The 26,336-nt window shown below is 64.0% G+C and carries 28 protein-coding genes; 13 read left to right on the top strand and 15 right to left on the bottom strand.

Going from position 1 to position 26,336, the window contains the following annotated elements:
* Positions 1-6: 6 nt before the first annotated feature.
* The 11 genes from O7A60_RS03685 to O7A60_RS03635 form a co-directional block, all read right to left on the bottom strand.
* A complete protein-coding gene (locus O7A60_RS03685; protein WP_337105064.1) occupies positions 7-894 on the bottom strand; it encodes an amidohydrolase family protein in 888 nt (295 codons plus the stop codon).
* Positions 894-2,030 carry a vWA domain-containing protein gene (locus tag O7A60_RS03680; RefSeq protein ID WP_337105063.1) on the bottom strand — a complete coding sequence of 379 codons (1,137 nt, stop codon included), beginning with the start codon at positions 2,028-2,030 and terminating at the stop codon, positions 894-896. Before O7A60_RS03680 ends, O7A60_RS03685 begins: the two co-directional genes overlap by 1 nt.
* 202 nt (positions 2,031-2,232) lie before the next feature.
* The gene (locus O7A60_RS03675; RefSeq protein WP_337105062.1) at positions 2,233-3,114 is read right to left on the bottom strand and encodes an AAA family ATPase; all 882 of its coding nucleotides are present in this window, start codon (positions 3,112-3,114) and stop codon (positions 2,233-2,235) included.
* A gap of 9 nt (positions 3,115-3,123) precedes the next feature.
* Positions 3,124-4,125 (bottom strand): xanthine dehydrogenase family protein molybdopterin-binding subunit, encoded by a 1,002-nt coding sequence (locus O7A60_RS03670; protein WP_337105061.1) that lies wholly within the window; start codon positions 4,123-4,125, stop codon positions 3,124-3,126.
* A gap of 1 nt (position 4,126) precedes the next feature.
* Positions 4,127-5,494 carry a xanthine dehydrogenase family protein molybdopterin-binding subunit gene (locus tag O7A60_RS03665; RefSeq protein WP_337105060.1) on the bottom strand — a complete coding sequence of 456 codons (1,368 nt, stop codon included), beginning with the start codon at positions 5,492-5,494 and terminating at the stop codon, positions 4,127-4,129.
* 11 nt (positions 5,495-5,505) lie between these two features.
* Entirely contained in the window at positions 5,506-5,988 is a 483-nt protein-coding gene (locus O7A60_RS03660; protein WP_337105059.1) for a (2Fe-2S)-binding protein, read from the bottom strand.
* A 57-nt stretch (positions 5,989-6,045) separates the two neighbouring features.
* Positions 6,046-6,834, bottom strand: coding sequence for an FAD binding domain-containing protein (locus O7A60_RS03655; protein ID WP_337105058.1), 789 nt, complete (start codon positions 6,832-6,834; stop codon positions 6,046-6,048).
* Between the two features lie 11 nt (positions 6,835-6,845).
* The gene (locus O7A60_RS03650) at positions 6,846-7,289 is read right to left on the bottom strand and encodes an SRPBCC family protein (protein WP_337105057.1); all 444 of its coding nucleotides are present in this window, start codon (positions 7,287-7,289) and stop codon (positions 6,846-6,848) included.
* A gap of 115 nt (positions 7,290-7,404) precedes the next feature.
* The gene (locus O7A60_RS03645; RefSeq protein ID WP_337105056.1) at positions 7,405-8,232 is read right to left on the bottom strand and encodes an AraC family transcriptional regulator; all 828 of its coding nucleotides are present in this window, start codon (positions 8,230-8,232) and stop codon (positions 7,405-7,407) included.
* Between the two features lie 270 nt (positions 8,233-8,502).
* Positions 8,503-9,501 (bottom strand): ABC transporter permease, encoded by a 999-nt coding sequence (locus O7A60_RS03640; RefSeq protein ID WP_337105055.1) that lies wholly within the window; start codon positions 9,499-9,501, stop codon positions 8,503-8,505.
* 52 nt (positions 9,502-9,553) lie between these two features.
* Positions 9,554-10,297 (bottom strand): ATP-binding cassette domain-containing protein, encoded by a 744-nt coding sequence (locus tag O7A60_RS03635; protein WP_337105054.1) that lies wholly within the window; start codon positions 10,295-10,297, stop codon positions 9,554-9,556.
* Between the two features lie 243 nt (positions 10,298-10,540).
* On the opposite strand from O7A60_RS03635, the gene O7A60_RS03630 reads away from it, so the two are divergent.
* The 3 genes from O7A60_RS03630 (at position 10,541) to O7A60_RS03620 (ending at position 12,702) form a co-directional block, all read left to right on the top strand.
* Entirely contained in the window at positions 10,541-10,747 is a 207-nt protein-coding gene (locus O7A60_RS03630; protein WP_337105053.1) for a hypothetical protein, read from the top strand.
* Positions 10,744-11,733 (top strand): sugar-binding protein, encoded by a 990-nt coding sequence (locus O7A60_RS03625; RefSeq protein WP_337105052.1) that lies wholly within the window; start codon positions 10,744-10,746, stop codon positions 11,731-11,733. The genes O7A60_RS03630 and O7A60_RS03625 overlap by 4 nt, the downstream gene beginning before the upstream one ends.
* 186 nt (positions 11,734-11,919) lie before the next feature.
* Complete coding sequence (locus tag O7A60_RS03620; protein ID WP_337105051.1) at positions 11,920-12,702, top strand: FadR/GntR family transcriptional regulator; 783 nt, start codon at positions 11,920-11,922, stop codon at positions 12,700-12,702.
* 21 nt (positions 12,703-12,723) lie between these two features.
* Here O7A60_RS03620 and O7A60_RS03615 read toward each other — a convergent pair whose 3' ends face one another.
* Positions 12,724-13,662, bottom strand: a complete 939-nt coding sequence (locus tag O7A60_RS03615; protein WP_337105050.1) for an NAD(P)-dependent oxidoreductase — start codon at positions 13,660-13,662, stop codon at positions 12,724-12,726.
* A gap of 119 nt (positions 13,663-13,781) precedes the next feature.
* Here O7A60_RS03615 and O7A60_RS03610 point away from each other — a divergent pair, with 119 nt between their 5' ends.
* The 3 genes from O7A60_RS03610 to O7A60_RS03600 all read left to right on the top strand — a co-directional run bounded on the left by O7A60_RS03610 (position 13,782) and on the right by O7A60_RS03600 (position 16,161).
* Complete coding sequence (locus O7A60_RS03610; RefSeq protein ID WP_337105049.1) at positions 13,782-14,678, top strand: NAD-dependent epimerase/dehydratase family protein; 897 nt, start codon at positions 13,782-13,784, stop codon at positions 14,676-14,678.
* 101 nt (positions 14,679-14,779) lie between these two features.
* On the top strand, positions 14,780-15,556 hold the full coding sequence (locus O7A60_RS03605) for a FadR/GntR family transcriptional regulator (protein WP_337105048.1): 777 nt from the start codon (positions 14,780-14,782) through the stop codon (positions 15,554-15,556).
* 161 nt (positions 15,557-15,717) lie between these two features.
* On the top strand, positions 15,718-16,161 hold the full coding sequence (locus O7A60_RS03600) for an SRPBCC family protein (protein ID WP_140811990.1): 444 nt from the start codon (positions 15,718-15,720) through the stop codon (positions 16,159-16,161).
* A gap of 41 nt (positions 16,162-16,202) precedes the next feature.
* On the opposite strand, the gene O7A60_RS03595 is transcribed toward O7A60_RS03600, so the two are convergent.
* Positions 16,203-16,493, bottom strand: a complete 291-nt coding sequence (locus O7A60_RS03595; RefSeq protein WP_027141554.1) for a DUF3175 domain-containing protein — start codon at positions 16,491-16,493, stop codon at positions 16,203-16,205.
* 173 nt (positions 16,494-16,666) lie between these two features.
* Here O7A60_RS03595 and O7A60_RS03590 point away from each other — a divergent pair, with 173 nt between their 5' ends.
* The 7 genes from O7A60_RS03590 (at position 16,667) to O7A60_RS03560 (ending at position 24,637) form a co-directional block, all read left to right on the top strand.
* A complete protein-coding gene (locus tag O7A60_RS03590; protein WP_337105047.1) occupies positions 16,667-17,896 on the top strand; it encodes an MFS transporter in 1,230 nt (409 codons plus the stop codon).
* A gap of 159 nt (positions 17,897-18,055) precedes the next feature.
* On the top strand, positions 18,056-19,084 hold the full coding sequence (gntR, locus tag O7A60_RS03585) for an HTH-type transcriptional regulator GntR (RefSeq protein ID WP_337105199.1): 1,029 nt from the start codon (positions 18,056-18,058) through the stop codon (positions 19,082-19,084).
* 289 nt (positions 19,085-19,373) lie between these two features.
* On the top strand, positions 19,374-20,501 hold the full coding sequence (locus O7A60_RS03580; RefSeq protein WP_337105046.1) for a sugar ABC transporter substrate-binding protein: 1,128 nt from the start codon (positions 19,374-19,376) through the stop codon (positions 20,499-20,501).
* A gap of 77 nt (positions 20,502-20,578) precedes the next feature.
* On the top strand, positions 20,579-22,126 hold the full coding sequence (locus tag O7A60_RS03575) for a sugar ABC transporter ATP-binding protein (RefSeq protein ID WP_337105045.1): 1,548 nt from the start codon (positions 20,579-20,581) through the stop codon (positions 22,124-22,126).
* Complete coding sequence (locus tag O7A60_RS03570) at positions 22,123-23,103, top strand: ABC transporter permease (protein WP_337105044.1); 981 nt, start codon at positions 22,123-22,125, stop codon at positions 23,101-23,103. The genes O7A60_RS03575 and O7A60_RS03570 overlap by 4 nt, the downstream gene beginning before the upstream one ends.
* Positions 23,100-24,086, top strand: a complete 987-nt coding sequence (locus O7A60_RS03565) for an ABC transporter permease (RefSeq protein ID WP_337105043.1) — start codon at positions 23,100-23,102, stop codon at positions 24,084-24,086. The genes O7A60_RS03570 and O7A60_RS03565 overlap by 4 nt, the downstream gene beginning before the upstream one ends.
* Before the next feature lie 2 nt (positions 24,087-24,088).
* Positions 24,089-24,637, top strand: coding sequence for a gluconokinase (locus tag O7A60_RS03560; RefSeq protein ID WP_337105042.1), 549 nt, complete (start codon positions 24,089-24,091; stop codon positions 24,635-24,637).
* Here O7A60_RS03560 and O7A60_RS03555 read toward each other — a convergent pair.
* Together O7A60_RS03555 and O7A60_RS03550 are read right to left on the bottom strand one after the other, a co-directional pair.
* Positions 24,632-25,783, bottom strand: coding sequence for a hypothetical protein (locus O7A60_RS03555; RefSeq protein ID WP_337105041.1), 1,152 nt, complete (start codon positions 25,781-25,783; stop codon positions 24,632-24,634). The two genes, O7A60_RS03560 and O7A60_RS03555, sit on opposite strands and share 6 nt — an antisense overlap.
* A 9-nt stretch (positions 25,784-25,792) precedes the next feature.
* Positions 25,793-26,242: an RrF2 family transcriptional regulator gene (locus tag O7A60_RS03550; protein WP_023769580.1), complete on the bottom strand. Its 450-nt coding sequence runs from the start codon at positions 26,240-26,242 to the stop codon at positions 25,793-25,795.
* Between the last annotated feature and the right edge of the window lie 94 nt (positions 26,243-26,336).

Raw genomic sequence — 26,336 nt, 5'->3', positions numbered from 1 at the left:
GGGCGATCAAACCGGCCGGTAGACCCGCTCCGCCGTGTTCCAGAAGATATCCGCCTCGGCGGCCGCACCATGCTTTGCCACGGCATCGCGATGCGCCATGATCAACTCGGCGTGGCTGGTCCAGAGTTTCTCGATGGGGAAGTTCGAGCCGAACATCAGGCGATCCGCGCCTAATATCTCGATCGCGTTGTCGACGATATAGCCAATCAGCGCCGGGTCGTTGCGGTGGACGAAGGTGCCCAGACCGGACAGCTTGGCGTAGAAATTCGGCGCCGCCGACAGCGCGCGCAGGCCGGCCTTCCAGGCCTCGGTGGTTTCCGCGTCCATGCCGGTCAGCATGCCGGCATGTGTGAGAATGAAATTGGTTTGCGGGTTCTCGCCGACCAGCGTCAGTCCGTCCTTCATCTGGCCAGGAAAGAGCTGCAAGTCGAAGGGCAGGCCATAGTCTTTCAGCCGGGCGACATTGGCGCGTACCTTTGGGGCGATGACCTGATCGGCCGAGGCGGCGAAGCGGAAGGCCGGCGTCTCGTGCCAATGCAGTTGCATGCGCACGCCGCGCAGCAGCGGATATTTTTTCAAGCGGTCGATCTGAGGTCTGATATCGTCCACCGTCAGGTCGGTGTAGCCGACGATGGCGTGCGGCCAGCCGGTCTCGTCAGCCGTTTTCTGCAGGAAGGCGACTTCCTTCTCGAAATCGTCCTTGGCCCAGTTGGTCTGGACATAGACGGCCTTCTCGACACCCGAATCCTGCTGGTCGGCGAGAAACTCCTCGATCGGATAATCGCGGCGGATCGGCTCGTAGGGGCCGAAGATGCGCGGCACCATCGGCCCGACCAGCCAGGGCTGGTCCCGCTGGCGCCAGATGTGGAAGTGCGCGTCGATGGCTTTCTGCATCACGATACCCTTTTCCAGATGGTCTCGGCCGCCGGGGCGGGGCGGGCAAGCGACAGGATGAAATCGGTGAGGCTGTTCACCGACGAGCCGTCGACCAGGTCGTCGAGCACTGGCAGGATGGCGCGGAGTGCCGCCGTTGCCGGCTGGAAGCGCGGGTCGCCGGCCAGAGGTGTTGCCAGCGACAGCCGGAAGGCGCGGGCGCTCAGCCGGCGGATAGCCGTCTCCAGTTCGGCATGGTCGCCGCGCTCCAGCGCGTCGGACAGGATGACGATGGCCGCACCACGCGCGAAGGACGAAAAGCGTGGCACCGATAGAAAAGCGAGCAGCGTCGGTCCCATGCGGGTTCCGCCGTCCCAGTCGTCGACCTGGGCGGCCGCGCGCGCCAGCGCCTGCTCGCGATCGCGGATGCGCAACGCCGTGGTGATGCGGGTCAGACGCGTGCCGAAAGTGAAGATTTCCGCCCGGTCCGTGCCCTGCACGGCGGCATGCGCGAGCTTGAGGTAGTCAGCCGTGTGAAGCTTCATCGAGCCTGAGACGTCGATGAGGATCAGCAGCTTGCGCGGCACTGTCTGGCGGCGGCGCAACAAGGGCGAGGGGATATCGCCATCGGCGCTGACGATTTCCCTGAGCGAGCGGCGCAGGTCGAGCTTGCCGCGCGAATGGGTGCGCACCGTGCGGAAGGAGCGGCGCGCGGGCAAGGCGCTCGACAGTCGGCGGCGAAAGACGGTCAGCCTGTCGCCGTCGCGCTGGAAGTCGCGGCTGCTCAACTGCTCCAGCGCCGAGGAAAGCTCACCGCCTTCCTGTCGCTGCTCGGCCTCGATCCGCTCGTCGTCGGCGCCGCCATCATCCTTGATGCGGGTTTCCTCGTCGGCGTCGCCTTCCACCACGGCTGATGTGTCGCCGTAAAAATGGCTCTGGAAATGCGCCTCGAATTCGTCGCGGCGGTCAGGTGGCGGCGCCAGGGTGGCCAGTGCTGCTTCGCGGATATCCGCCATCGAGCGTGGTCCAAGCAATGTCACCGCCTGCATGAAGCCGGAGACTTGTTCGGGGGCGATGGCGAAACCGTAGCGACGCAGCAGCCGGGCGAAGGCGAGGAAGGGTGCGGCGGCGCGGGGCAAGCTTGTTTCCCGCATCATTGCGTGGCGCCCCCCTCTGTCCTGCCGGACATCTCCCCCTCAAGGGGGGAGATTGGCAGCTTCGATGCTTCGCCTGGTTCTGCGATCTCGGGGATTAGCGAAAGCCGGGATGACAGCCGATCTCCCCCCTTGAGGGGGAGATGTCCGGCAGGACAGAGGGGGGCACTGTCCCGCCAGCGTTGCGGATTGCGCCGGTGGGATCTCACGCCAGCGCCTCCTCGACGATGCTGCCAAGCTCGGACGCGATGTAGGAGAGGTCTTCCTCGTCCTTGATCAGCACGCCGATGGCGCGGCGGAAGGCTTCCGGCCACGGGCTGCCGCCTTTTTCAAGAATGGTGGCCGCGTTCGCCCATTCGACCGCCTCGGCGATGCCGGGTGGCTTGGCCAGCGGGCGAGCTCGGATGGTCTGCACCGCTGTCGCCACGGCGCGTGCGGTGGCCTGGGCGACATTGCCGGCGCGCAGCATGATGATGGCGGCCTCGCGTTCGGCGTCGGGGTAGCCGATCCAGTGATAGACGCAGCGGCGACGCAGCGCCTCTGCAAGTTCGCGGGTGCGGTTCGAGGTCAGGATGACGATTGGCTGTGCCTCGGCGCGGATGGTGCCGCGCTCGGGAATGCTGATCTGGAAGTCGGAGAGGAATTCCAGCAGCAGCGCCTCGAATTCATGGTCCGAGCGGTCGATCTCATCGACCAAAAGCACGCGCTGCTGCGGCGCCTTCAACACCTGCAGCAGCGGCCGGGCAATGAGGAAACGGTCATCATAGATGTCGATCTCGTGCTCGGCGGCACGGCGGATGGCGAGCAGTTGGCGCTGATAATTCCACTCGTAGAGCGCGTGCGCGGCGTCGATGCCTTCGTAGCATTGCAGCCGCACCAGATCGCGGCCGAGCAGCTCGGCGATCGCCTTTGCCGCTTCCGTCTTGCCGACGCCCGGCGCGCCTTCGAGCAGCAGCGGCTTGCCCAGCCGGACCGCGAGAAAGATGGCGGTTGAAAGGCTGTCGTCGGCCAGATAGCGCGAGGCGGCGAGATGCTGTGCCACCGCCTCCGGCGAGGTCGCGACAGTCTCGGTGTTCACATCGGGCATTTCTGGCACTCAGTTCGCTTGCGCTTTCAGCGCGCGCAAAATGCGCTCGGGCGTGATCGGCAGCGTGTCGATGCGCACGCCGATGGCGTCGAAGACGGCATTGGCGACCGCCGGTATTTGCGGGTTGGCGCACATCTCGCCCGGACCCTTGGCGCCATATGGTCCGTCGGCCGAAGGCCGCTCCAGCACGATGATCTCGGTCTCGGCGAGGTCGCCGGGGCCAGGCATCAGATACTGGTTGAAGTCGGTGCCGCCATGGTCGCGGTTGGGATAATAGGGCTCGGTCGTTTCGTAGAGCGCGTGGCTGATGCCCATCCAGGAGCCGCCGACCAGCTGCTGCTCGACCATTTTCGGGTTCAGCGCGCGGCCGATCTCGAAGACGTTCTTCACTGTCAGCACCGTGACTTCGCCGGTCTCGTCGTCGACCTCGACTTCCGCCACCGTGCAGGCGTGCGCATAACAGGTCGACGGCTTCATCGCGCCGGTTTCCTTCTCCGGATATGAGCGCGGGATCAAAAACATGCCGCGGCCGGAGATCGAGCGGCCGCGCTTGAAATGCGCCGACAGCGCGACATCGAAGATCGAGATGGATTTCTGCGGCGCGCCCTTGACCAGTATGTTGCCCTGGCCGTCGGTTTCGAGGTCCGAGGCGTTCACCTCCAGCTCTTCGGCCGCCACTTCCAGCATCACCTGGCGGGCTTCCCTGGCGGCCTGGATGACGGCGTTGCCGGCGCGGTGGGTGCCGCGCGAGGCGAAGGTGCCCATGCAATGCGGGCCGGTATCGGTGTCGGCGGTGTCGACAACGACGCGGTCGGTCGGCACGCCGATCGTCTCTGCGCAAATCTGCGCCATGATCTGCTTCATGCCCTGGCCGAGATCGACCGACGACAGCGTCACCATGAAATTGCCGGTCGGGGTCGAATGTACCAGCGCCTGGGTCGGGTCGCCGCCAAGGTTCATGCCGGTGGGATAGTTGATCGCGGCGACGCCGCGTCCGCGCCTGATCGCCATCTCAAGCTCCGTTCTTGTAGGAGGACATCGCCATGAATTTCTCCGCCACCGGCCAGTTGGCGGCGCGCGAGGCTTCCTGCATGCATTCGATCAGTGCTGCGCCCTCCGTCGGCTGGCGATGGGCCTTCATGTCGCCGTCGCGATAGGCGTTGATGAAACGGAATTCGAGCGGGTCCATGCCGATCAGCCGCGCGAGCTTGTCCATCTGAACCTCCAGCGCGAAATCGCCGATGGTGACGCCGAAGCCGCGCATGGCCGACGATGGCGTGCGGTTGGTGTAGACGCAGTAGGTGTCGATCCAGACATTCGGGATGGTGTAGGGACCGGGATAATGGCCCGCCCCCTTCTGCGCGCCATAGGGCGAGTGGCGGGAGTAGGCGCCGGCATCGGTGTAGCCTGTGACTTTCCGCGCGACGATGCGGCCGTCCTTCATGACGCCGTCCTTGATGACGACTTTTTCGGCCGCGCGGGGCGATGAAATCTGCATCTCCTCCTCGCGGCTGTAGATAAAACAGACCGGTCGCCCGGTTAATTTTGCGCCGAGGATGGCGATCGGCTCGACGATGACATCAACCTTGCCGCCGAAACCGCCGCCGACCGTGCCGCCGACGAAATGCAGCTTGCTGCCCGGCATCTGCAGGATGATCGAAGCGTTGTCGAGGGTGAAGAACATCGCCTGCGTGTTGGTGTAGCAGGTGAAGCGGTCATTGCCTTCGGGCACCACCACGCAGCCGGTGGTCTCGGTCGGCGCGTGCTCGATGGGCGAGGATTGGTAGCTCTGTTCCAGCACGTGATCGGCTTGAGCAAAGCCCGCCTCGACATCGCCGAAGCGCACCTTGCGGCACGCGCCGCTGTCATAGAGGTAATAGTTCTGGCCGTGATATTCGTTGACGATGGGCGCGCCGGGCTTCAGCGCTTCCTCCATATCGAAGACGGCGGGCAGCACCTCATAGTCGACCTTGACCTTGGCGGCGGCTTCCTGCGCGGCCCGCTCGGTTTCGGCCAGCACCGCCACCACGGCCTCGCCCTTCCAGCGCACCTTGCCGTCGGCCAGCACCGTCTCGTCCTCAGGGCCGACCTGGATGAGGATCAGGATGGTGTAGACATTGTGTGGTACGTCCTTGGCCGTCAGCACTCTGACAACGCCTGGGTGTTTTTCGGCCTCGGAGGTGTCGATCGAGCGGATGCGGGCATGGTGGTGCGGGCTGCGCACCATCTTGAGGTGCAGCATGCCGGGGAAATTACGGTCGGCGAAATAGGCGGTTCTGCCGGTGACGTGGCCGGGCGAATCCGAGCGTGGCCGGGGCTGGCCGATCTCGTGCAGATCGTCCTTGCGGACATCGGCGAAGTAGCTCTTGCGTAGTTCCATGCTTTGGTCCCTCAAGCCGCGTTCTGCGAATTGGCGCGGGCGGCGGCGAGCACCGCCTGGATGATCGGCTCGTAGCCGGTGCAACGGCAGATGTTCCCAGACAGCGCCTCGACGACGTCCTCGCGGCTGGGATTGGGGGTGTGGTCGAGCAGCACCTTGGCCGCCATGATCATGCCCGGCGTGCAGAAGCCGCATTGGGTGGCGAATGTGTCGAGAAAAGCCCGTTGCAGCGGGTGCAGCACGCCGCCTTCGGCAAGGCCCGACGTGGTGGTGATCGTTGCACCGTTGCAGGTCTCGGCCAGCGTCAGGCAGGAGAGCCTCAACTCGCCGTCGATAATAACGGAGCAGGCGCCGCACGTGCCCTGGTGGCAGCCGCCCTTCGGCGAGGTGTCACCGATCTTGTCGCGCAAGGCATTGAGCAACGTCGTGCCGCTGTCGATGAATTCGGCCTTTTCAGAGCCATTGAGCGTGAATTGAACCGGGACCTTTGCCATTCTTCCTCCTTGCGCGCTTGCCGCCAGGGCAAGGGCGCCCCCCCGACGTGTTTCAGGCTAACTCAACAGCAGCCGGCCGAGGTGGACCGGCAGGACTTCGGCGCGATACCAGGCGCTGGCGATGGGATCGGTGATGGGCGCGGTGCCTTTGGTGGCGGCGGCCAGCGCTGCCGCGATGCCGTCCGGATCGAGCGTCCTGCCGAGCAGCGCCTTTTCCGCTGCCTTGGCACGCATCGGCCGATCGGCCATGCAGCCGAGCGCGATCCGCGCCGAGGATACGGTCCCGTCTCCAGCCTGTTCCAGAACGACGGCGATGCTGAGCACCGCGACTCCCTTGGGCTTGACCCGCGACACTTTGAGGAAGCGGAAGCTGTCGGCCTTGGTGAAACTGACCGACGTGACGATGGCGCGACTATCGTCCCGTCCGGCCAGGAAGGTCTCGATGGGCGTTTCGCCGTCATCGGTGCCGACCGTTGCATCGAGCGCCAGCAGGGTGACGGCGAAATCACCATAGGGCGCCGGCGCGAACAGATTGCCGCCGACGGTCGCCATATTGCGGATCGCCGGGCCGCCGACAGCGCGGGCGGCCTTGGCAAGGGTACCGAGTTCCGGATGGCGGCCGATCTCCGCCATGGTCACCGAGGCGCCGATGCGGACCTTGCCGCCGCTGACCGCGATGGCCGACAGCGCCGGGTCGGTCGACCTGACAAGGCCGGAGACCGAGACATCGCCTTCATTGGCCGCACGGACGACGAGTGTACCCCCGCCGAGATAGCGCGTGCCGGCGGACTTCAGGGCGGCATCCGCGTCCTTCACCGTCGAGAATGTCTGCAACGCCAGCGCCATGGCCCGCTCCTTCAGCTCTGGCCGGCGAAATGGCTCTTCAATGCATTGAAGCCGCCTTGAAAAACATTGGTTCCCATGCCCTCGGCCAGCTTGTCGGCTTCCTCCGGGGCCGCGTCGAAGCTGGCGGTCCATTCGGCATAGGTGCGGTCGCCGTCGGTGACGCGCCTGAGCTGCAGCGTCGCCTTATGGTTGGTGAGCGGCTGCGGCGTTTCCAGGATGGAATAGCTGACCAGGAAATCGTCATCGGAAAAGTCGAGCAGTTTTTCGCGCAGCCGTGCACCGCTGGCGAGCTGAAAGTTGCGCACGCAGCCAATCGTGGTGGAATCCTCGCCGTCCTCGATATGGCTTTCGACCATGCGCGGATGCCAGCCCGGCAGGCCGTTGAAGTCGCGTATGCGCGCCCAGACCTTTTCGACCGGCGCGTCGATGACGCTGGAGATGGTGACTTTCGCCATAAAATGTTCCCTTCCGAATGATCGTTACGGCAAGGGTAGGGCGCCAGAGCGGGCAGCGCTTATCAATGCGTCTTGAGTGTGTATCAACCAGTCTGAAAAACAGATGGCTGCCGGTTCAGGCCGTCGCCCGCGCGGCCTCGCGGTAGAGCGTCGGCGGCACGCCGACATGATCGCGGAAGAAGCGCGAGAAATTGCCTTGCGTGGTGAAGCCGAGATTGCAGGCGACAGAGATCAGCGGCTCCCGCGACCATTGCAGCTGCCGCACCGCTTCCTCCATGCGCAGCGTGTTCCAGTAGACGTTGGGCGTCAGATTGGTTTGTTCCTTGAACAAGGCGAAGAAATGCGGCCTGGACAGGCCAACGGCGCGGGCGACGTCGTCGAAGGAGATCCGCTCGCAGACATTGGCCTTCATCAGCTGGATCGCCTTGCGGACACGGAAATCCTGCATCGTGTTTATGCGGCCGCGCGCCTCCTGCGGTGCCGAAGCGTCGGCGGCATCGAGCACGGAGTCGATGAAGCGCTCGATCTCGTAATTGGCGACATCGTCGACGCTTTCATTGTCGGTGAGATGATCGAGCAGGCTGGCGGCGGCCTGGTGCAGCCACGGCTCGAGCGCGATCGCCGCCTGCGAAAACAGCGGCGCGCTGGACGGGAGGTCGCGGCGCCGGCGCGCCCAGTCCGGGTCGATGTAAAAGGCCAGGAACAGACCCGGCCTGCCATCCTGGGACAGGACGTGGCTATGCGGCTGGAGCGAGTTGATGCCGGCGGCGGTGCCCGGGCCGAGGCGGACCGTCTCGCGGCCGATTCTCATCTCGCCGGCGGTGCCTTCGAGCCAGATGATCAGATGTGCCTCGACATGGGCATGGGTGACGAAGTCGCTCGCGACATTCAGGACAGAAACATGTCCGAACCGGCCCCAGTAGAGCCTGATCGCTTCCGTCATGGGTATATCCTCCCGCAAGCGACTGGCCTCCCTTCGCCTGCAGGGGGATTGTGCGGCTGAGTGCTGGCTCGCGTCAAGCTACGGGGCCGGGACGTGCGCTCGCAAGGGTTCTTGGCGACGGATTTTCAGACTGAGCGATAGGAGGCGAAAGGAATAGCGCTCCAGCGCGGTGTTCCAGCGGAGTGGGCGTTGGTATTCCCTGGAACACCCCTCATCCGACCTCGCTTCGCGAGGCCACCTTCCCCCACAAGGGGGAAGGAGGATGCAGCGCTAGTCGCTGCGCCTGAAGTTGCGGATGCGGTCGAACAAAACCGCCAGCAGGATGGCGCCGCCGATGAAGGTGCCTTGCCAGAAGGCGTTGATGCCAAGCAGGCCAAGGCTGTTGCGGATCACCTCGATGAGGGCAGCACCGACAATGGCGCCAAAGGCGGTGCCGACGCCGCCGGCCAGATTGGCGCCGCCGATGACGGTGGCGGCGATCACTTGCAGTTCCATGCCGTTGCCAAGATTGGTGGTGACGGCGCCGAGCCAGCCGGTCTCGATGATGCCGGCGATACCGGCCGACAGCGCCGAGATCATGTAGACGGCGACCTTGATCTGGCGCACCGGCACGCCGGTCAGCGTCGCGGCGTGCTCGTTGCCGCCAATGGCGAAGATATGGCGGCCGAACTTCGTCCAGCGCAGGATGAAGCCGGTGATCAGCGCCAGCAGGATCATGTAGAGCACCGGATTGGCGATGCCGAACACCCACGCGCCGCCGCCAAGCGCCAGCAGCTTGTCGTGGTCCGGCCCGAACTGGAAGACGACGGTGTTGTTGGAGGCGACCATGGCAAGGCTGCGGGCGATCGACAGCATGCCGAGCGTCACCACGAAGGGCGGAAAGCCCAGGTAGGCGATAAAAATGCCGTTAAAGGCACCGATGACGAGCGCGGTGACGATTGAGGCCAGAATGCCGATCTCGATCGAATAGCCGGCATGCATGGTGACGGCCAGCACCATCGAGCACAGGCACAGCACCGAGCCGACCGACAGGTCGATGCCGCCGGTGATGATGACGAAGGTCATGCCGAGCGCGACGATGGCGACGAAGGTGATGTTGCGGGTGATGTTGTAGAGGTTCTTCGAGGTGGCGAAGGCGTCGGTGGCGAAGGACAGGAAAATACAGGCCAGGATGACGGCGATCACCACCCAGAAAGTCTGGCTGGAGAACAGGCGCGACAGGAAGCTGTGCTGCTTCTGCGCGATCGTCTGGTCAAGGGTGACTGCCATTATAGACCTTTCCTGCGCTGCCGATGCGCGGTGAAATCCGGGTTCGCCATTGTCATGCCACCTGCTCGATGGCGCCGGTGATCAGCCCGGTGACTTCCTCGGGCGAACTCAACGCGATCGCCTTGTCGGCGACCTTCCTGCCGCGCCGCATGACGATGACGCGGTCGGCGACGTCGAAGACGTCGGGCATGCGGTGGCTGATCAGCACCACCGCGATGCCCTGGTCGCGCAGATGACGGATGAGGTTCAAGACTTCGGCGACCTGCCGCACCGAGATTGCCGCCGTCGGCTCGTCCATCAGCACGATCTTGGCCTGCGACAGCATGGTGCGGGCGATCGCCACCGCCTGGCGCTGGCCGCCCGACATCTGCTTGACGAGGTCGCGCGGGCGGGTCTCGGATTTCAACTCGGCGAAGATCTGACCGGCGCGCTTGTACATCGCGGTATAGTCGAGGATGCGGAACGGGCCGACGCCACGGCGCAATTCGCGCCCGAGATAGACGTTGGCCGCCGCCGTCAGATTGTTGCAGAGCGCTAGGTCCTGGTGGACGATCTCGATGCCGTGCTGGCGCGCCTCGACCGGCTTGTGCAGGATCAGTTCCTTGTCATCCATCCGCATCGTGCCGTGGCTCGGCCGGAAGTTGCCGGCTATCATCTTGACCAGCGTCGACTTGCCGGCGCCATTGTCGCCCATCAGGCCGACAACCTGGCCCGGTTCGATCGACAGCGACACGTCGTTGACAGCCTGGATGGCGCCAAAATGCTTCGAGATGTTGGTGAGTTCGAGAACCGCCACCAGTCTTTGCCTCCCATGTCTGGCCCATCCGTCCACGGACAGGCGACAGCTTCCCTTGGCTTTCCCCAGCTCCTCCCGGGGACAGCGATGCGGTCATTTACGCGAATGGCGTCGCGGGCGTCAATTGTCGAACAGGCAATTGTCAGACGAATAGTGCCGTGCGTTTTTGAAAAATCCGTTTTGTAGGACAAATAGCATTGACGTTGGCGGCAAGCCGTTATTAGTTGAGCCTCGGAGGAAGACATGCCGGCTTTGACGACGCCATCGGCGCGCTACCGGCAGAAGGGTTTTGGCGATCTGCCGGCGTCATCGCTGAGCTGGTCGCATCTGAAAATACTTATCGGCTTAGCCGGATTGAATGAGCGCACGCGTCTCAGTCATCTCGCATCTGGGCTGGTTTGTGTGGCGGGCACGCCGTGTCCGTCTGTTTCCAAGGGAGGACTGACATGAGGAAAACAGTATTGCTCGCCGCCGTCGCCGCCATGGCGTTGGGCGCCGGGCCGGCTTTGGCCAAGAAGCAGCTCGTCATCGTGGTAAAAGGCCTCGACAATCCATTCTTCGAAGCCATCCACCAGGGTTGCGAGAAGTGGAACAAGGAAAACGCCAGCTCGGAATATGCATGCTTCTACACCGGCCCGGCATCGACTTCCGACGAGGCCGGCGAGGCGCAGATCGTGCAGGATATGCTGAGCAAGGCCGACACGGTGGCGATGGCGATCTCGCCGTCCAACGCGCCGCTGATCGCGCAAACGATCAAGAGCGCCAATCCGTCGATCCCGATCATGACCGTCGACGCCGACCTCGCCAAGGAGGACGCGGCACTGCGCAAGACCTATCTCGGCACCGACAACTATCTGATGGGCAAGAAGATCGGCGAGTACATCAAGAAGGCCAAGCCGAATGGTGGCACGATCTGCACCATCGAGGGCAATCCCGCGGCGGACAACATCCTGCGCCGCGCGCAAGGCATGCGCGACGCGCTGACAGGCAAGGAAGGCCTCACGGCACTTGCCGGCGAAGGCGGCTGGACGGAAGTCTCCGGCTGCCCGGTGTTCACCAATGACGACGGCGCCAAGGGCGTTCAGGCGATGACCGACATCCTCGCCGCCAACCCCAAGCTCGATGCGTTCGGCATCATGGGCGGCTGGCCGCTGTTCGGCGCGCCGCAGCCCTATCGCGACCTGGTCGGACCGCTGAAGGACCGGCTGGCCAAGAACGACTTCGTCATCGGCGCCGCCGACACGATCGGCGACGAGGTGGCGATCGCCAGGGACGGCCTTGTCACCGCGCTGGTCGGCCAGCGGCCCTTCGAAATGGGCTACAAGGCGCCATCGGTGATGATCGACCTGGTCGAAGGCAAGAAGGTCGCCGATCCGGTGTTCACCGGTCTCGACGAATGCACCAAGGACACGGTCGACACCTGCATCCAGAAATAGGCCGAGATTCGGGGCGCTCGCCAACGAGCGCCCCGTTTCCTCTCCAATTCTTCAACAGGACGCCTTGGTTGGGGCAGCAGGCTCCGGCTTTGACTCGTCCGTGGTTTGGATTTTCGGCAACGGATCGGTGCGCCGCGCGGGTTCAGATCAATCCGGGTGACGGGCGGCCGACCTATTGGAACGTGGATGCCGGACGAGAAGGCAAAGAGAAAAGCCGGCCGGGCCAAGGCGCGAGCCAGTCGCGACCCGGCAGCCTTGCGCAGGGCGGATGCGGCGCACTTTCCCGGGTCCAGCGTCCATGCCTCGCTCGCCAGCGAGATTGGCCTCAGGATCGTGCGCGGCGACTACCCGCCTGGCAGCATTCTGCCCAATGAAGCCAAATGGGCCGAAACCTTCAATGTCAGCCGTTCGGCGGTGCGCGAGGCGATCAAAATGCTGATGGCCAAGAGCCTTTTGGCGTCGCGTCCCAAGATCGGCAGCTGGGTCGAGCCGAAGGAGCGCTGGAACCTGCTCGACCGCGACGTGTTGGCCTGGTATGCGACCGCGCCGGATCGCGAGGCGTTCCTGCGCACCGTTCAGGAGTTCCGCCACATCATCGAACCGGAGGCGTCCGCCTTTGCCGCCATGCGGCGCAGCGACGAGCAGATGGCCGAGATCAGCCTGGCTTGCCGCGAGATGGGCGAGGCGGCCAACCTGCCCGAGCGCATTCGTGCCGACACGCGCTTTCATCTCGCCATCCTGCGGGCCTCGGGCAACGACCTTCTGGTGCCGCTCGGCGTGCTGATCGAATCGGCGCTCGACCATCTCTTCGTCTTCACCACGCGCCAGGTCGGCGATCAGCGGCGGGCGCAGAAACTGCACGAGGCGATCGAGAAGAGCATCCGCCTGCAGCGGCCCGCGGCGGCGCGCAACGCCGTGCACAAGCTGCTTGCCGACACCGATGAGGGGATCGGAAGGGGCCGGCGGTAAGGCCCGCCGGCGGTCCGGGTCTCAGATCGTCTGCTTCTTTCCGTCCTTCATCGGCATCAGGTCGACGCCATTCACTTTGGCGATGTGCGTGGCCAGCATCGGCACGAACTGCTCGGCCGGACCGGTTGCGTGGGCGCCGGCAAAGGAGTTCTTGGTGGCGTTGCCGAGCGGGTTGGCGATGCCGGCCGCACCGGCCATCGATTCCAGATAGGTCAGGTCCTTGAAGGCGTTGGCGATGGTGAATTTGTGGGCGTCGCGGTCGCCTTCCAGCGTCCAGCGCATGAACGTCTGGTAGAAGCCGCAATCCATGCGGCCGTTGCGGATGACGCTGTCGAAACGCGGCGGCGAGATGCCGACCTTCTCCGCCAGGGCCAATGCCTCGGAGTAGATCGCGGCATAACCCAGCGAGATGAAATTGTTGAGCAGCTTCATGCGGTGGCCGTCGCCGGTGTCGCCGATATGGACGATGCGGCCGGCCCAGGTGTCGATCACAGGCTTGACCCTGGCGAAGACGGCGTCGGGCGCGCCGACCATGGCGTCGAGCGTGCCTTCCCAGGCTTCCTTCGGGGTGCGGCTGAGCGGCGCGTCGACATAGTCGACGCCAATCGCGTTGAGTTCCGCGGCAAGTGCAACCGTCGAGACCGGATCGGAGGTGGAGCAGTCGACGACGACCGACCCCTTCTTCAACCCCTCCTTGAGGCCGCCGGGACCGCGAATAATGGCCTCCACCTCGCGCGAGCCGGTGACGCAGATGAAGACGATATCGGATGCCGCCGCCACGTCGCGGGAGGTCGATGCCTCGTGGGCGCCTCGGCCGAGAAGATCCTCCGCCGGTTTGCGGTTCTTGCGGCCGAGGAAGGTCAGGAAATACCCCTTGTCGACGATGTTCTTGGCGATGCCGTGACCCATCAGGCCAAGGCCGACAAAGCCGATCTTCTCGCTGGCGGCGGTGGTGTTCATGCTAGCTGTCCTGTTTGCGATTATCGATAATGTTGCCGCTGTTTTAGCCATAGACGGTTGCGGAAAGCAATATTGTCTGACAATACACGTCAATCCCAGGACTTTCGTGGAGACCAGAAATGACGAAGCGGATCATGTTCACCGGCGGCAGCGGCAAGGCTGGGCGCCATGTCGTGCAATATCTGGTGGAGCAGGGCTGCCAGGTGCTCAACATCGACACCCGGCCGCTCGACAATCCCAAGGTGCGCACGCTGATCACCGACATCACCGACAGCGGCCAGGTGTTCAACGCGCTGTCGAGCTATATGGGGCTGCACGAATTCGATCCGTCGCTGCGGCCGCAGCCGGTCGACGCGGTGGTGCATTTCGCCGCCATCCCACGCATCATGATCACGCCCGACAACGAGGTGTTCCGCATCAATGCGATGGGCACCTACAATGTCATCGAGGCCGCGGTGAAACTCGGCATCCGCAAGGTGATCATCGCTTCCAGCGAGACGACCTACGGCCTGGTGTTCGCCAACGAGCCGCGCGACCCCACGCATTTCCCGCTCGACGAAGATTACGATGTTGATCCGATGGACAGCTATGCGCTCTCCAAGATCGTCAACGAGAAGACGGCGCGCGCCTTCGCGCAGCGCAATGGCACAGACATCTACGCCTTGCGTATCGGTAACGTCATCGAGCCGCATGAGTATTCGCTGTTTCCGAAATGGTTCGCCGATCCGGGCTTTCGCAAACGTATCGCCTGGAGCTACATCGACGCGCGCGACCTTGGTCAGATCACGCTGCGCGCCATCGAGAAGGACGGGCTGGGCTACCAGGTGTTCAACGCCGCCAACGACGACACCTCGTCCGATCTGCCGACCGCCGAACTCCTGAAGCGGTTTTATCCCGGCGTGCCAGTCAAGGGCGAACTCGGCGAATACCAGACGCTGTTGTCGAACCGCAAGGCGCGCGACATGCTCGGCTTCCGGCCCGAGTATAGCTGGCGCAAATACGTCAAGACCGCCTGAGCGAGGTCGAATCGCGGCTGGGTTGTGCATAGAAGCCGGCTTTACCGCCCCACGGCCGCACCGCGCTTGACAGCTTCCCTAAACCGGCCTTTCTGGAACTCATGCGGGACGCGAGGCCGAACAAGGAAAAATCGCCCAAAAAGGCTGTAGCCGCCGAGCGCCCGACCGGCGCTCGCCGGCCCGACGCGGCGCGTATCCCGGGCTCCAGTGTGCATGCGTCGCTGGCGAGCGAGATTGGGCTGCGGATCGTGCGCGGCGACTATCCGCCCGGCACCATCCTGCCCAATGAAGCCAAATGGTCGGAGACCTTCAGCGTCAGCCGGTCGGCGGTGCGCGAGGCGATCAAGATGCTGATGGCCAAGAGCCTGTTGGCATCGCGCCCCAAGATCGGCAGTTGGGTCGAACCGAAGGAACGCTGGAACCTGCTCGACCGCGATGTGCTTGCCTGGTACGCGACGTCGCCGGACCGCGAGGTGTTCTTGAGGACGGTGCAGGAATTCCGCCACATCATCGAGCCGGAAGCGACCGCCTTTGCCGCCATGCGGCGGACCGACGAGCAGATGGCCGAGATCAGCCAGGCCTGCCGGGAGATGGGCGAGGCGAAAAGTTTGCAGGAGCGGACCCGCGCCGACACCCGCTTCCACCTCGCCATCCTGCGTGCCTCGGGCAATGATCTGCTGGTGCCGCTCGGCGTGCTGATCGAATCCGCCTTCGATCACCTGTTTGCCTACACGACCCGGGAACTCGACGACTTGCAGCTCGCCCAGAAGATGCACGAGGCAATCGAAAAGAATATCCGCCTGCAGCGGCCCGATGCGGCGCGCAATGCCGTGCGCAAGCTGCTGGCCAATACCGACAACGTCATCCGTTCGCGGTAGAATTCACCGATACAGGCATTCGGCATTCGGCTGTTTCCGCCTTGGAGGCCGTCGAAGCAATTCGGGCCGGCACCGCCAAAAATTCGAGAGCCTGTGTCGGATGGGCTGTGTGTTACCCGTCCTTGGGGTATCGAACAGGAAACCAGGAAGGAGAATTTGACATGCCCAGCACCGTTCGTCTGCATCGCGTTCTGACCACCAGCCCGGAGAAGGTCTATCGCGCGTTTCTCGAGGCCGATGCGCTTGCCAAATGGCTTCCGCCGAACGGCTTCACCTGCACGGTCCATCAGTTCGAGGGCAAGGTCGGCGGCACGTTCAAAATGTCGTTCCGCAACTTCACCACTGGCGACAGCCACTCGTTTGGCGGTGAGTATGTCGAACTCGTCGCGGGCGAACTCCTGCGCTACACAGACAGGTTCGACGATCCCAACCTGCCCGGCGAAATTGAGGTGACCGTGACGTTGAAGAAAGTGTCCGTGGGCACCGAAGTGAACATCACCCAGGCCGGCATCCCTGATGTCATTCCCGCGGAAGCTTGCTATCTCGGTTGGCAGGAGTCGCTACGGAACCTGGCCAAGCTCGTCGAACCCGAGATCAAACAATAGGGCGCCCCATTCAGTCAGGTGCCATTGGCGGGCGAGGGCGGCTAATCCTCCTTTGGACGCCCGAATGCGGCGCGCAGTTCGTCCTTGGCGTCCTCAAGGATCTTCTTGCGCGCCGCGGGCAGGTTTTTGCCGGCCCTGTTGATGTAGAAATTCAGCATCGACATGGCGGACTGGAAGGGCTCGGCCTTGCGGCGGTGGCTGTGTTCGGCCGACCGCTTGAGCGAGGCGGCGATCTTCTTGGCGTCGTCGGATTCGAAGACATGCTCCTCGAGATCCATCGCATTGCTGTGCTCGGTCACCTCGGCCGACCATTTCTGCTTGGTGGCGGTCATGGCTGGGACTCCTTTGCAGGGTTGCTGATCGGAAACTCCAGATGTTGGCGTCGGTTCCCGCATTCGTATTGGCCTGGAGCCACGGATTTGCCCGCTGTGGCGCTGCTGTGCGCCGAGAATGCGTCGATAGTGGCCAAAACAGCAACGGTTGAGACCGCCGACAGGAAACGCCTTTGACGCGAACCGACGTGAGCCGGCCCAGCCCCGGCATCGATAGTTCCTACGCCTGGATGCGGCTGGCCATCTCGATGCTGCTGGCGACGATCGGTGCGGTCGGCATGTGGGCCGTTGTCGTCGTGCTGCCAGCGGTACAGGCCGAGTTCGGCGTCGACCGCGCCGCGGCATCCATGCCCTACACCGCGACCATGGTGGGCTTCGCCGCCGGCAATGTGCTGGTCGGCCGCGCCATTGACCGCATGGGCTACTGGATCCCGGCGCTGTTTTCCTCGATCGCGCTCTCCGCCGGTCTCCTGCTCGCGGCTCTGTCGACCTCGATCCTACAATTCACCCTTGCCCAGGGGGTGCTGATCGGTGTCGGCACATCGGTGATCTTCGGGCCGCTGATCGCCGATATCTCGCACTGGTTCAACCGCCGGCGCGGCGTGGCTGTCACGGCGGCGGCGGCCGGCAACTACCTCGCCGGAGCGATATGGCCCACCGTCATGCCGACGCTGATCAAGGCGGAAGGCTGGCGCTTCACCTATGCCGCCATCGGCGTCTTCTGCCTGGTCACCATGGTGCCGCTGGTGTTGTTGCTGCGGCGCGGCGCTCCGGAAGCGACGGCCGCCGGCTCGCCCGGAAGCCGGCCGGTGCAGTCGATTTCACTGTCGCCGGCGATGCTGCAAATATTGCTGGTCGTCGCGGGACTGGGCTGCTGCGTGGCGATGTCGATGCCGCAAGTGCATATCGTTGCCTATTGCATGGACCTTGGCTACGGCATGGCGCATGGCGCCGACATGCTGTCGATCATGATGGCCGCGGGCGTCGTCAGCCGGCTTGCCTCGGGCTTTGTCGCCGATCGGATCGGCGGCGTCAAAACGTTGCTTATCGGCTCTGTGCTGCAATGCCTGTCATTGCTGTTCTATATCCCGTTCGACGGGCTCGCCTCGCTCTATGTCGTGTCGCTGGTCTTCGGCCTGTCGCAGGGCGGCATCGTGCCTTGCTATGCGATCATCGTGCGCGAATACCTGCCGGCCAAGGAGGCCGGCCAGCGCATCGGCATCGTCATGATGGCGACGATTTTCGGCATGGCGATCGGCGGCTGGATGTCGGGCTGGATCTACGACATGACGGGCTCCTACGCCGCCGCGTTCCTGAACGGCATTGCCTGGAACCTGCTGAACATACTGGCGGTCGGGCTGTTCATGTGGAAGGCGAGGCACAGGGCGGCCGTAGCCGCCTGAGGAAGGCCAAGCACAGCCACTCAATGGCTCAGCTTGACAACAAGCAGTCACTGCGCGACGCCAGGGCCGACGGGTGCTGAAACAGGCCGGTGAGATGGCGACAGCTGGAAAGATCGCATTGCGGGCGTGCTTGAATGGCCAGGCGCATGGGCCAAGGCCTTGATCAAGCCGCGCTCGCGCCGGGGCGGTGGCCGCCCGACCCTATCTGACGTGGCACGCAAGGCCGGCGTCGGCGCCATCACCGTTTCACGCGCGCTGCGCGAGCCGGAACGCGTTTCCGAGGAACTGCGCCGCCAGATCCTGGCCGCCATCGAAGAGCTCGGCTATGTGCCGGATCCCAACGCGCGGGCATTGGCCTCGGCGCGGGCCGAGGTGTTCGGCGTGCTGGTGCCTTCGCTGACCAACAACGTCTTCGCGGAGGTGGTGCGCGGCATCTATGACAGCCTGTCGGACAGCCCGTTCCGCATCCAGCTCGGCAACACGCACTATTCCGGACTGGAGGAAGAGCGGCTGCTGCAGGTGTTTGGCTCCCAGCGGCCGGCAGCGCTGATCGTTGCCGGCATCGACCAGACACCTACCTCGCGAAAACTCCTGGAGAACGCCGGTTGCCCGGTGGTTCAGGTGATGGAGACCGGACCCGATCCCGTGGACATGATGGTCGGTTTCTCGCATCTCGAAGGCGGCAGGACGGCGACCCAGCACCTGATCGAGGCGGGGTATCGCAGGATCGGCTTCATCGGTGCGCGCATGGACCCGCGCTCGCAGCGGCGCCTGGCTGGTTACCGGCTGGCAATGGAGAAGGCCGGCCTGCTGGACCCGCGCCTGATCACCACCACGCCGGTGCCATCCAGCGTGCCGCTTGGCCGCGAGCTGTTCCGCGATGCGCTTGCCAAAATGCCGACGCTCGACGGCGTGTTTTGCAACAATGACGACATCGCGCTCGGCGTACTGTTCGAATGCCATCGCGCCTCGATCGACGTGCCGAAGACCATCGGCATTGTCGGCTTCAACGATCTCGACATGATGCAGGTGGCCTTTCCCTCGATCACCAGCATCCGCACCCATCGCTACGAAATCGGCAGGCGCGCGGTCGCCATGGCGCTGGCGGCGATATCGGGTGACAGGCCGGAGCAGCGGGTCGTCGACCTTGGTTTCGAGCTCAAGCGCCGCGAGAGCACGGCACGTTGAAGCAGTTGGAACCTGCCGAAATCAGCCTTTACAGGCATTCTTGGTAGCGCTACCATTCGAGCCGGTGTGAAGTTCGACTGCTGTTTATTATACATAAGCGACAGAATGTTTCTTGTTTATTATTGATAATATGATACTTTCGTTGCAGCTTAAAGAAGCAACGAGGAGGAGCAGGTCGGCCCGGGCCACCTGACGTGCGTGGCGGGCCAGGGCGGGAGGTGCTGGGGCGAACACGTCATTGTACTGCAGCTAAACAAACAAGTCAGAACTGCAACTGGGAGGAATATCGATGATCAAGTCACTCGTTGGTGGCATCGTTGCCGCCACTGCATTCGTCATGTTGAGCTCAGCGGCGATGGCCGCAGGCCCAGAAGTCGTCAAGGGACCAGCAGCCGAGCCGGACTGCTTTGCCCCCTGGGCAGCCGATACGCAATTCTTCAAGTTCCCCAAGAAGGCCGGCCCATATCGCATCGCGCTCGCCAACGGCTATATCGCCAACACCTGGCGTATCCAGATGGTGCAGACCGCCAAGGCGTATGCGGCACAGCCGGATGTCGCCAAAAAGCTGAAGGAATTCAAGGTCGTGTCAACCGGCGAGGACGTCCCGGCGCAGATCTCCGCGATCAACAATTTCATCGATTCCGGCTTTGACGCGATCGTTGTCAACGCGCAGAACCCGACCGCCTTCGGGCCAGTCATCAAGCGCGCCAGGGAGGCCGGGGTCGTGCTGGTCGCCTTCGACAACATTCTCGACACCAAGGATGCCATCAACGTCAATGTCGACCAGAAGGGCCTTGGCGCATTGTGGGGCAAGTGGTTGGTCTCACATGTCCCGAACGGCGGAAAGGTGCTCGAAGTGCGCGGCGTCGCCGGCACTTCCGTTGACACGGACCGTCACGCTGGCATCCACGAGGTGCTCGACGGCTCGGGCAAGAAATGGGAAGTCACGGAGGTGGTCGGCAAGTGGGACGACGGCGTTGCCCAGAAAGCTACGGCGGACGCGATTGCCACCAACGGACCCTTCGACGGCATCACCGGGCAAGGCGGCGACACCGGCATCGTCCAGGCGATGATGGATGCCAAGCATCCATTCGTTCCGTTCGGCGGCGAGACGGAGAACGGTTTTCGCAAGTTCTGCGCCGCGCATGCCGCCGACGGCTTGAAGTGCTCGTCCGCCGGCACCGGCCCCGCCCAGGTGGCTGTGGCAATCAAGACGGCAATCGCGGCCCTCGAAGGCAATGTCGTGCCGCAATCGGTGAAGCTGCCGCTGGCCATTGTCGAGGATCCGAACTTCAAGGCAGGCCAGGATTTCTTCCCCGACCAGTCCGACAATTTCTTCGTCGGCAACTCCTTCCCGACCTGCGGCATCAATTTCAGTGCCCAGGAAATCATGGGGCAGAGCAAGGAAAACCAGTAGTCACTGGCTATCATCTGGCGCCGCGGATGACCCCGCGGCGCCAGCCTGCAATCCCACAATCGCCCCGGGGAGGGTTGATGGACGGTGCGGCTCCACTCTTTCGCATGGAAGGCATTTCCAAGCGCTATGGCGGCGTGCGGGCGCTGGAAAAGGCCGAGCTGACGGTTTCCACCGGCAGCATCCACGCCATCCTCGGTGAAAACGGCGCCGGCAAGTCGACATTGATCAAGGTCATGGCCGGTGTCGTGGCGCCCGACGAAGGCCGCATGATGCTGGATGGCCGCGAAGTGACCTTCGCCTCGCCCGGTGCGGCGAATAAGGCCGGCATCGTCTGCATCTTCCAGGAATTGTCGCTGATCCCCGAACTCAGCGTCGCCGACAACATCGTCATTTCGGATCCGCCCAAACGCTTCGGCATGATCGACCGCAAGGCGCAACGCCGCGTCGCCGAGGACGCGCTGGCGCGCGCGGGCGCCGCCGACATCCATCCGCTGGCGTTGGTCAAGGACCTGCCGCTGTCGCGCCGGCAGATGGTGGAGATCGCCAAGGCGCTGGCACGCAAACCACGCATCCTCATCCTCGACGAGGCGACGTCGGCGCTGACGGCAGCGGATGTCGCGAAGATCTTCGGCGTGCTGAAGCGGCTGCGCTCGGAAGGGCTGGCGCTGCTCTACATCTCCCACCGCATGAACGAGATCGCCGAACTGGCCGACCACTGCACGGTGTTCCGCAACGGCCGCAATGTCGCCAGCTACAAGGCCGGCTCGAAAAGCGACAACGAGGTGGTCGAGCTGATGATCGGCCGCGAATACAGCCATATTTTTCCGCCCAAGCCGCCGGCGGCACCGGCCAGCGCCGCCCCCCGGCTCGAGGCGCGCAAATTGTCCTGGGCCGACCGGCTGGATAACATCTCGTTGACGGTCAGGGCAGGCGAGGTGGTCGGCCTCGGCGGGCTCGACGGCCAAGGCCAGCGCGAATTGCTGCTTGCTTTCTTCGGTGTGCTGCGCGGCCTCTCGGGCGAGGTGCTGATCGACGGCAAGCCGGTGACGATCACCAGCCCGGCGGCGGCCCGCGAGGATGGCATCGGCATGGCGCTTATCCCGGAAGACCGCAAGACCGAGGGACTAATGCTGCCGATGACGGTGCGCGAAAACCTGTCCTTCGCAGCGCTCGACCGGCTGTCGAAAGGCGGCATCATCGACCGTGCCGCCGAACAGCGGCTCATCGACGACATGGTCGGCCTTCTGGCGATCAAGACGGCGGGGCTCGATATTCCGGTCGGCGCGCTGTCGGGCGGTAACCAGCAGAAGGTGGTCATCGCCAAATGGCTGATGCGCCAGCCGCGCATCATCCTGCTCAACGATCCGACGCGCGGCATCGATGTCGGCACCAAGCAGGAAATCTATCAACTGATGCGCAAGCTGGCGGACGCGGGCGCGGCGATCCTGTTCTATTCGACCGACTATGACGAGCTGATCGGCTGCTGCGACCGGGTGCTGGTGCTCTATGACGGGGCGGTCAAGCGCGAACTGGTCGGCGCCGAAATCACCGAACGAGCGCTGATATCGAGCGCGCTCAACATCCATGGCGAGGAGAGCCCCGTGGGCCTGGGAGCAAGCGTGTGAAAGATTGGCGCTATTGGCTGGCCGAGCAGCGCGGAACGCTGCTGGCGCTCGGCATCTTCATCGTCATGTTCGTCATCTACACCTCGAATCATCCTGCGGGCTTCACCGCCAATGTCGTGCAGACGGCGGCGAACAAGGGCGTGCTGCTCGCCTTCGTCGCCATGGCGCAGACGCTGGTCGTCATCACCTCCGGCATCGACCTGTCCGTCGGCATGATCTTCCTTCTCACCAACTGCCTGGCCTCCTGGCTGGTGGTCGGCACGCCGATGCAGACCACGCTCGGCGTCATCGCCGTGCTGGTGGCGGGACTTCTGTGCGGCGCCATCAATGGCGCCATCGTGATCTACGGAAGGCTGCAGCCGATCGTCGCGACCATCGCCACCGGGGCGGTCTATTACGGCATCGGCCTTTTGCTGCGGCCCTTCCCGGGCGGCTCCGTCAACGAGAACCTGGCCGATGCTTTGACGGGGCGTTTGTTCGATCTGGTGCCGGCAAGCCTGGTCGTGCTGCTGGCGGTCGTGCTGTTGATCTGGGTGCCGTTCAGCCGCTCGGTGCTCGGCCGTGCCGCCTACGCGGCCGGCTCTTCGGAAACGGCTGCCTATATGTCGGCCGTGCCGATAAGGCGCGGCAAGTTCGCCGCTTACACGCTTGCGGGGCTGCTGGCCGCGATCGGCGGGCTGTTCCTGACCTTTTTCACCTATACGGGCGAGGCGGCCTATGCCAGCGGCAACGCCTATACGCTGTTCTCGATCGCGGCCGTGGTTCTGGGCGGGGTGTCGCTGTTCGGCGGCAAGGGAAGCGCCATCGGCGCCATCTTCGGCGCTCTGGCCTTCCGCACCATCGGCGACTTGTTGTTCGTGTTCGATTTCGATCCGCTCTGGCAGCCGCTGTTCCAGGGCGTTATCCTGCTGGTCGCCGTCAGCCTCGGCGCCTTCGCCCTGTTTCGGGTCCGCAACCGGCTGGAGTGGTTCCTGTGAGCGATACGACCTCGGGCGGCATTGCCGGCCGCATGCCGAAATTCATCCGCCGCGCCGATCCGGCGGTGCTGACCGCCTTTGCCTGTATCGTGGTGCTGCTGTTGGTCGGCAGCCTCTATTCGCGCAGCTTCCTGTCGCCTGAATATCTCTTGCAGCAGCTCAAGGTCGCCTCGTTCCTCGGCGTCATCGCCACCGGCATGATGCTGGTCATCCTGCTCGGCCAGATCGACCTGTCGGTGCCGTGGTCGGTGGCGGCGGGCGCGATGATGGCCTGCGCGGCGGCCGCCTACGGTCCGGCCGGGGTGGCACTGGCGATCCCGTTCGGCATCTTCTGCGGCGTGCTGATCGGCATCGTCAACGGCATCGGCGTTGCCTATCTGCGCATCCCCTCGATGATCATCACGCTCGCCACCAACGCCGTCGCGCAAGGGCTGATGGTGGTCTACACCGGCGGTTTCTCGCCGCAGGATTCGGCCACCGGCGCCATGCGCTACCTGGCCACCGGCTTCACCATTCCGGGCGTCCCCAACGCGGTCATCATCTGGGCGCTGATCGGGGCCGCAATGGTGTTCGTGCTGACCCGTAGCGGCTTTGGCCGCGCGGTCTATGGCATCGGCAACCGCGAGCGCGCCGCCTATCTCTCCGGGATCGACACAAGACGCGTGGTGATGATCGCCTTCGCCGTCTCCGGCGGACTCTCCGCCTTTGGCGGCGTGCTGCTGGCCGGCTACGCCTCCAAGGCGGCGCAATCGATGGGTGACGCCTATCTGCTGCCATCGATCGCGGCCGTGGTGCTCGGCGGCACCTCGATCCTCGGCGGGCGCGGCTCCTATCTCGGCACGGTCGCCGGCGTGATCCTGATCACACTGCTGCAATCTATCCTGTCGGTCATGCAGATGCCGGAAGCGGGACGGCAGATCATCTATGGCGTCGTCATCGTCGCCATGCTCCTGCTCTATGGCCGCGCGCCGGCGAGCCGCTGACGGTGGACGAAAACGCAGCGCAGGCGCCTACGGGCGCTTCCGGTTTGGCGCTTCCGGCCATCGTGATGATGGGCGTCGCCGGCTGCGGCAAGTCAGCCGTCGGTATCGCGCTGGCCGACGCGCTGGGTGCCGTCTTCATCGAGGGCGACAGGCTGCATCCGCCCGAAAACGTTGCCCGCATGGCGCGGGGCGAACCGCTCACCGACCAGCTGCGCGAAGGCTGGCTCGACGCGATCGGCGAGCGCATCGCGGCGTCGATCGCCAAGGGACAGGGCGTGGTTGCAGCCTGCTCGGCGCTGAAGCGCGGCTATCGCGAGCGTCTGCGCGGCTTCTGCCCTGATATCATCTTCCTCTATCTGGAGATCGATCCCGCCACCGCGCGGCAGCGGGTCGCCGGCCGCAAGGGCCATTTCATGCCGGCAAGCCTGGTCGACAGCCAGTTCGCCATCCTCGAGCCGCCAGGTGCCGATGAGCGAGCATTGACGCTCGACGCGACGCGGCCAATCGACGAGCTCGTCGCCCAGGCAATGCGCTCGATGCGCCGGTCATGAGCCTTCTTCTTCGCTGAAGCCGATCCTGTCCTGAGCTTCTGTCAACCGTTCATGGCGCGACCAGGACATCATCTGCTCGGGGCACTGCTTCAGTGCTTGCAGCAGGCAGTCGCGTTTCAGCAGGATATAGTGTGCCTGCAGGGCCATGTTCTTGGCTCCGTCCCTGGTGGTGTCCACTGCCGGGAGCGCCGGTGCCGCTGGCATCAGTTCCGGGCTCAAGACGGCCCGGTATTCCCGGAAGGGCACCACCTCGAAAGTGGACATGGCAAACAGGGCCGTCTTGCCTCGTGCGGCGAAATTCGCCGGTGCCGAGGCAAGGTGTGTCCAGCCGCTTTCGCCCAGGGCGGTTTCGGTGAAGGTCGAGCCGGCGTGGATGGTGTTGGTCATCAGCACGACGCCGTTCTGCTTCAACGTCTTTTGAATGCGGATGGTGACCTGATAGGCGTCGTCGCGGTCGAAGACGATCCGGCTTTTCAGGAACCGGTTCTCGACATGAACCATTGGCGGGTTGAGGAAGCGCTGGCCGAATGCCGTCTCGGACACGCCATGCGTGTTGACGCTGACCTGATGCGCTTCGATGCCGGCCTCATATATGGCGCGCTTGCCGATTATCGTTTGGGCGGTGAATTGATCGCACCAGAGGATCGCGCCGTGGCCGCGTTGCATGGCTGCCTGCAAGCCCTCGAGCCCTTCCAGCCGGATCGTCGGCGTCCAGCGACCGGCGACCAGATGCGCGGCGAGTTGCATGCGGCGGCGATGGCGCGCCGCGAGCAATGCCTCGAACAGCTTGCGTGCATCGATGCCGTCGCCGAGCACCGCGCGCGTTGCGGCGGCATAGAAGCGGAAATCCTTGCGCATATGGCGCTTCAGCCGAAATCTCGACGCCCAATCGCAGATCGGCGACCACCAGCGAACCGGCAGTGCTGCCGCGACCGCGAGATAGAAGAGAGCAATCAGGCTCTCGCGAAGATCCTTGGTGGAGAAGCGGCGGAGCCTGCCGGGACTAACCACCTTGCGGCTGAAAAAGCGCACGTCCTCGGCATATTCGGGGACAAAGACGTCGGCGATGATCTCGGTGCGAAAGCTGGTTGCCGATGACTGCTTGCGTGCGGCCTTTCGGGATTTCGTAAACCTCGACAGCCTCATCCACCGGCTCTAAATCTGCGATGTCAACTCGACTGGGAAATCGTCATTGTCGGCATCGCGCATGGCGGCGAGGCTACGGTTGTCCAGCACCTCGGCAATCGCCTGGCGCACTTCCAGCATCATGTGCCGGACCTGGCAAGTCGCTTCATCACAATCCTCGCAGCGCTGGTACTGCGTGCGGCTGGCGCAAGGTATCGGCGCCAGCGGCCCGTCGAGCACGCGCACGACGTGGCCGATCTTGATCTCGGAAGCGGGGCGGGCGAGACGGTAACCGCCTTCCTTGCCCTTGCGGCTCTGGACGAAGCCGGCGTTGCGCAATTCGCCCAGGATGGCATCGAGGAATTTCTTCGGGATGTTGTTGGCGACGGCGATGTCGTTGACGAAGGCCAGTTGGCCAACCGGAAGATTGGAAAGATGCACGAGGGCCTTGAGGCCGTATTTGCCTTTTTTCGTCAGCATGCCCGAGTCAACCCGTTGAAGCCCCAACCAACCCGCATCTGGCGGCTGTTTGTGTGCAAATGATGACGGCGTTGCTTCCGCACGCCGCCGTTTC

The sequence above is a fragment of the Mesorhizobium salmacidum (SeqCode) genome (assembly GCF_037179605.1).
GTDB classification, from domain to species: Bacteria; Pseudomonadota; Alphaproteobacteria; order Rhizobiales; family Rhizobiaceae; genus Mesorhizobium; species Mesorhizobium salmacidum.
This window is presented reverse-complemented; position numbering and strand designations above follow the sequence as displayed.

Excerpts from the sequence above, each read along its gene's own strand:
- O7A60_RS03645 (WP_337105056.1), bottom strand. The coding sequence starts at position 8,232 with ATGACGGAAGCGATCAGGCTCTACTGGGGCCGGTTCGGACATGTTTCT.
- O7A60_RS03685 (WP_337105064.1), bottom strand. The coding sequence starts at position 894 with ATGCAGAAAGCCATCGACGCGCACTTCCACATCTGGCGCCAGCGGGAC.
- O7A60_RS03640 (WP_337105055.1), bottom strand. The coding sequence starts at position 9,501 with ATGGCAGTCACCCTTGACCAGACGATCGCGCAGAAGCAGCACAGCTTC.
- O7A60_RS03630 (WP_337105053.1), top strand. The coding sequence starts at position 10,541 with ATGCCGGCTTTGACGACGCCATCGGCGCGCTACCGGCAGAAGGGTTTT.
- O7A60_RS03575 (WP_337105045.1), top strand. The coding sequence starts at position 20,579 with ATGGACGGTGCGGCTCCACTCTTTCGCATGGAAGGCATTTCCAAGCGC.
- O7A60_RS03615 (WP_337105050.1), bottom strand. The coding sequence starts at position 13,662 with ATGAACACCACCGCCGCCAGCGAGAAGATCGGCTTTGTCGGCCTTGGC.
- O7A60_RS03650 (WP_337105057.1), bottom strand. The coding sequence starts at position 7,289 with ATGGCGAAAGTCACCATCTCCAGCGTCATCGACGCGCCGGTCGAAAAG.
- O7A60_RS03580 (WP_337105046.1), top strand. The coding sequence starts at position 19,374 with ATGATCAAGTCACTCGTTGGTGGCATCGTTGCCGCCACTGCATTCGTC.
- O7A60_RS03550 (WP_023769580.1), bottom strand. The coding sequence starts at position 26,242 with ATGCTGACGAAAAAAGGCAAATACGGCCTCAAGGCCCTCGTGCATCTT.
- O7A60_RS03660 (WP_337105059.1), bottom strand. The coding sequence starts at position 5,988 with ATGGCAAAGGTCCCGGTTCAATTCACGCTCAATGGCTCTGAAAAGGCC.
- O7A60_RS03595 (WP_027141554.1), bottom strand. The coding sequence starts at position 16,493 with ATGACCGCCACCAAGCAGAAATGGTCGGCCGAGGTGACCGAGCACAGC.
- O7A60_RS03555 (WP_337105041.1), bottom strand. The coding sequence starts at position 25,783 with ATGAGGCTGTCGAGGTTTACGAAATCCCGAAAGGCCGCACGCAAGCAG.
- O7A60_RS03670 (WP_337105061.1), bottom strand. The coding sequence starts at position 4,125 with ATGGCGATCAGGCGCGGACGCGGCGTCGCCGCGATCAACTATCCCACC.
- O7A60_RS03600 (WP_140811990.1), top strand. The coding sequence starts at position 15,718 with ATGCCCAGCACCGTTCGTCTGCATCGCGTTCTGACCACCAGCCCGGAG.
- O7A60_RS03655 (WP_337105058.1), bottom strand. The coding sequence starts at position 6,834 with ATGGCGCTGGCGTTGCAGACATTCTCGACGGTGAAGGACGCGGATGCC.
- O7A60_RS03680 (WP_337105063.1), bottom strand. The coding sequence starts at position 2,030 with ATGATGCGGGAAACAAGCTTGCCCCGCGCCGCCGCACCCTTCCTCGCC.
- O7A60_RS03610 (WP_337105049.1), top strand. The coding sequence starts at position 13,782 with ATGACGAAGCGGATCATGTTCACCGGCGGCAGCGGCAAGGCTGGGCGC.
- O7A60_RS03605 (WP_337105048.1), top strand. The coding sequence starts at position 14,780 with ATGCGGGACGCGAGGCCGAACAAGGAAAAATCGCCCAAAAAGGCTGTA.
- O7A60_RS03625 (WP_337105052.1), top strand. The coding sequence starts at position 10,744 with ATGAGGAAAACAGTATTGCTCGCCGCCGTCGCCGCCATGGCGTTGGGC.
- O7A60_RS03620 (WP_337105051.1), top strand. The coding sequence starts at position 11,920 with ATGCCGGACGAGAAGGCAAAGAGAAAAGCCGGCCGGGCCAAGGCGCGA.
- O7A60_RS03665 (WP_337105060.1), bottom strand. The coding sequence starts at position 5,494 with ATGGAACTACGCAAGAGCTACTTCGCCGATGTCCGCAAGGACGATCTG.
- O7A60_RS03675 (WP_337105062.1), bottom strand. The coding sequence starts at position 3,114 with ATGCCCGATGTGAACACCGAGACTGTCGCGACCTCGCCGGAGGCGGTG.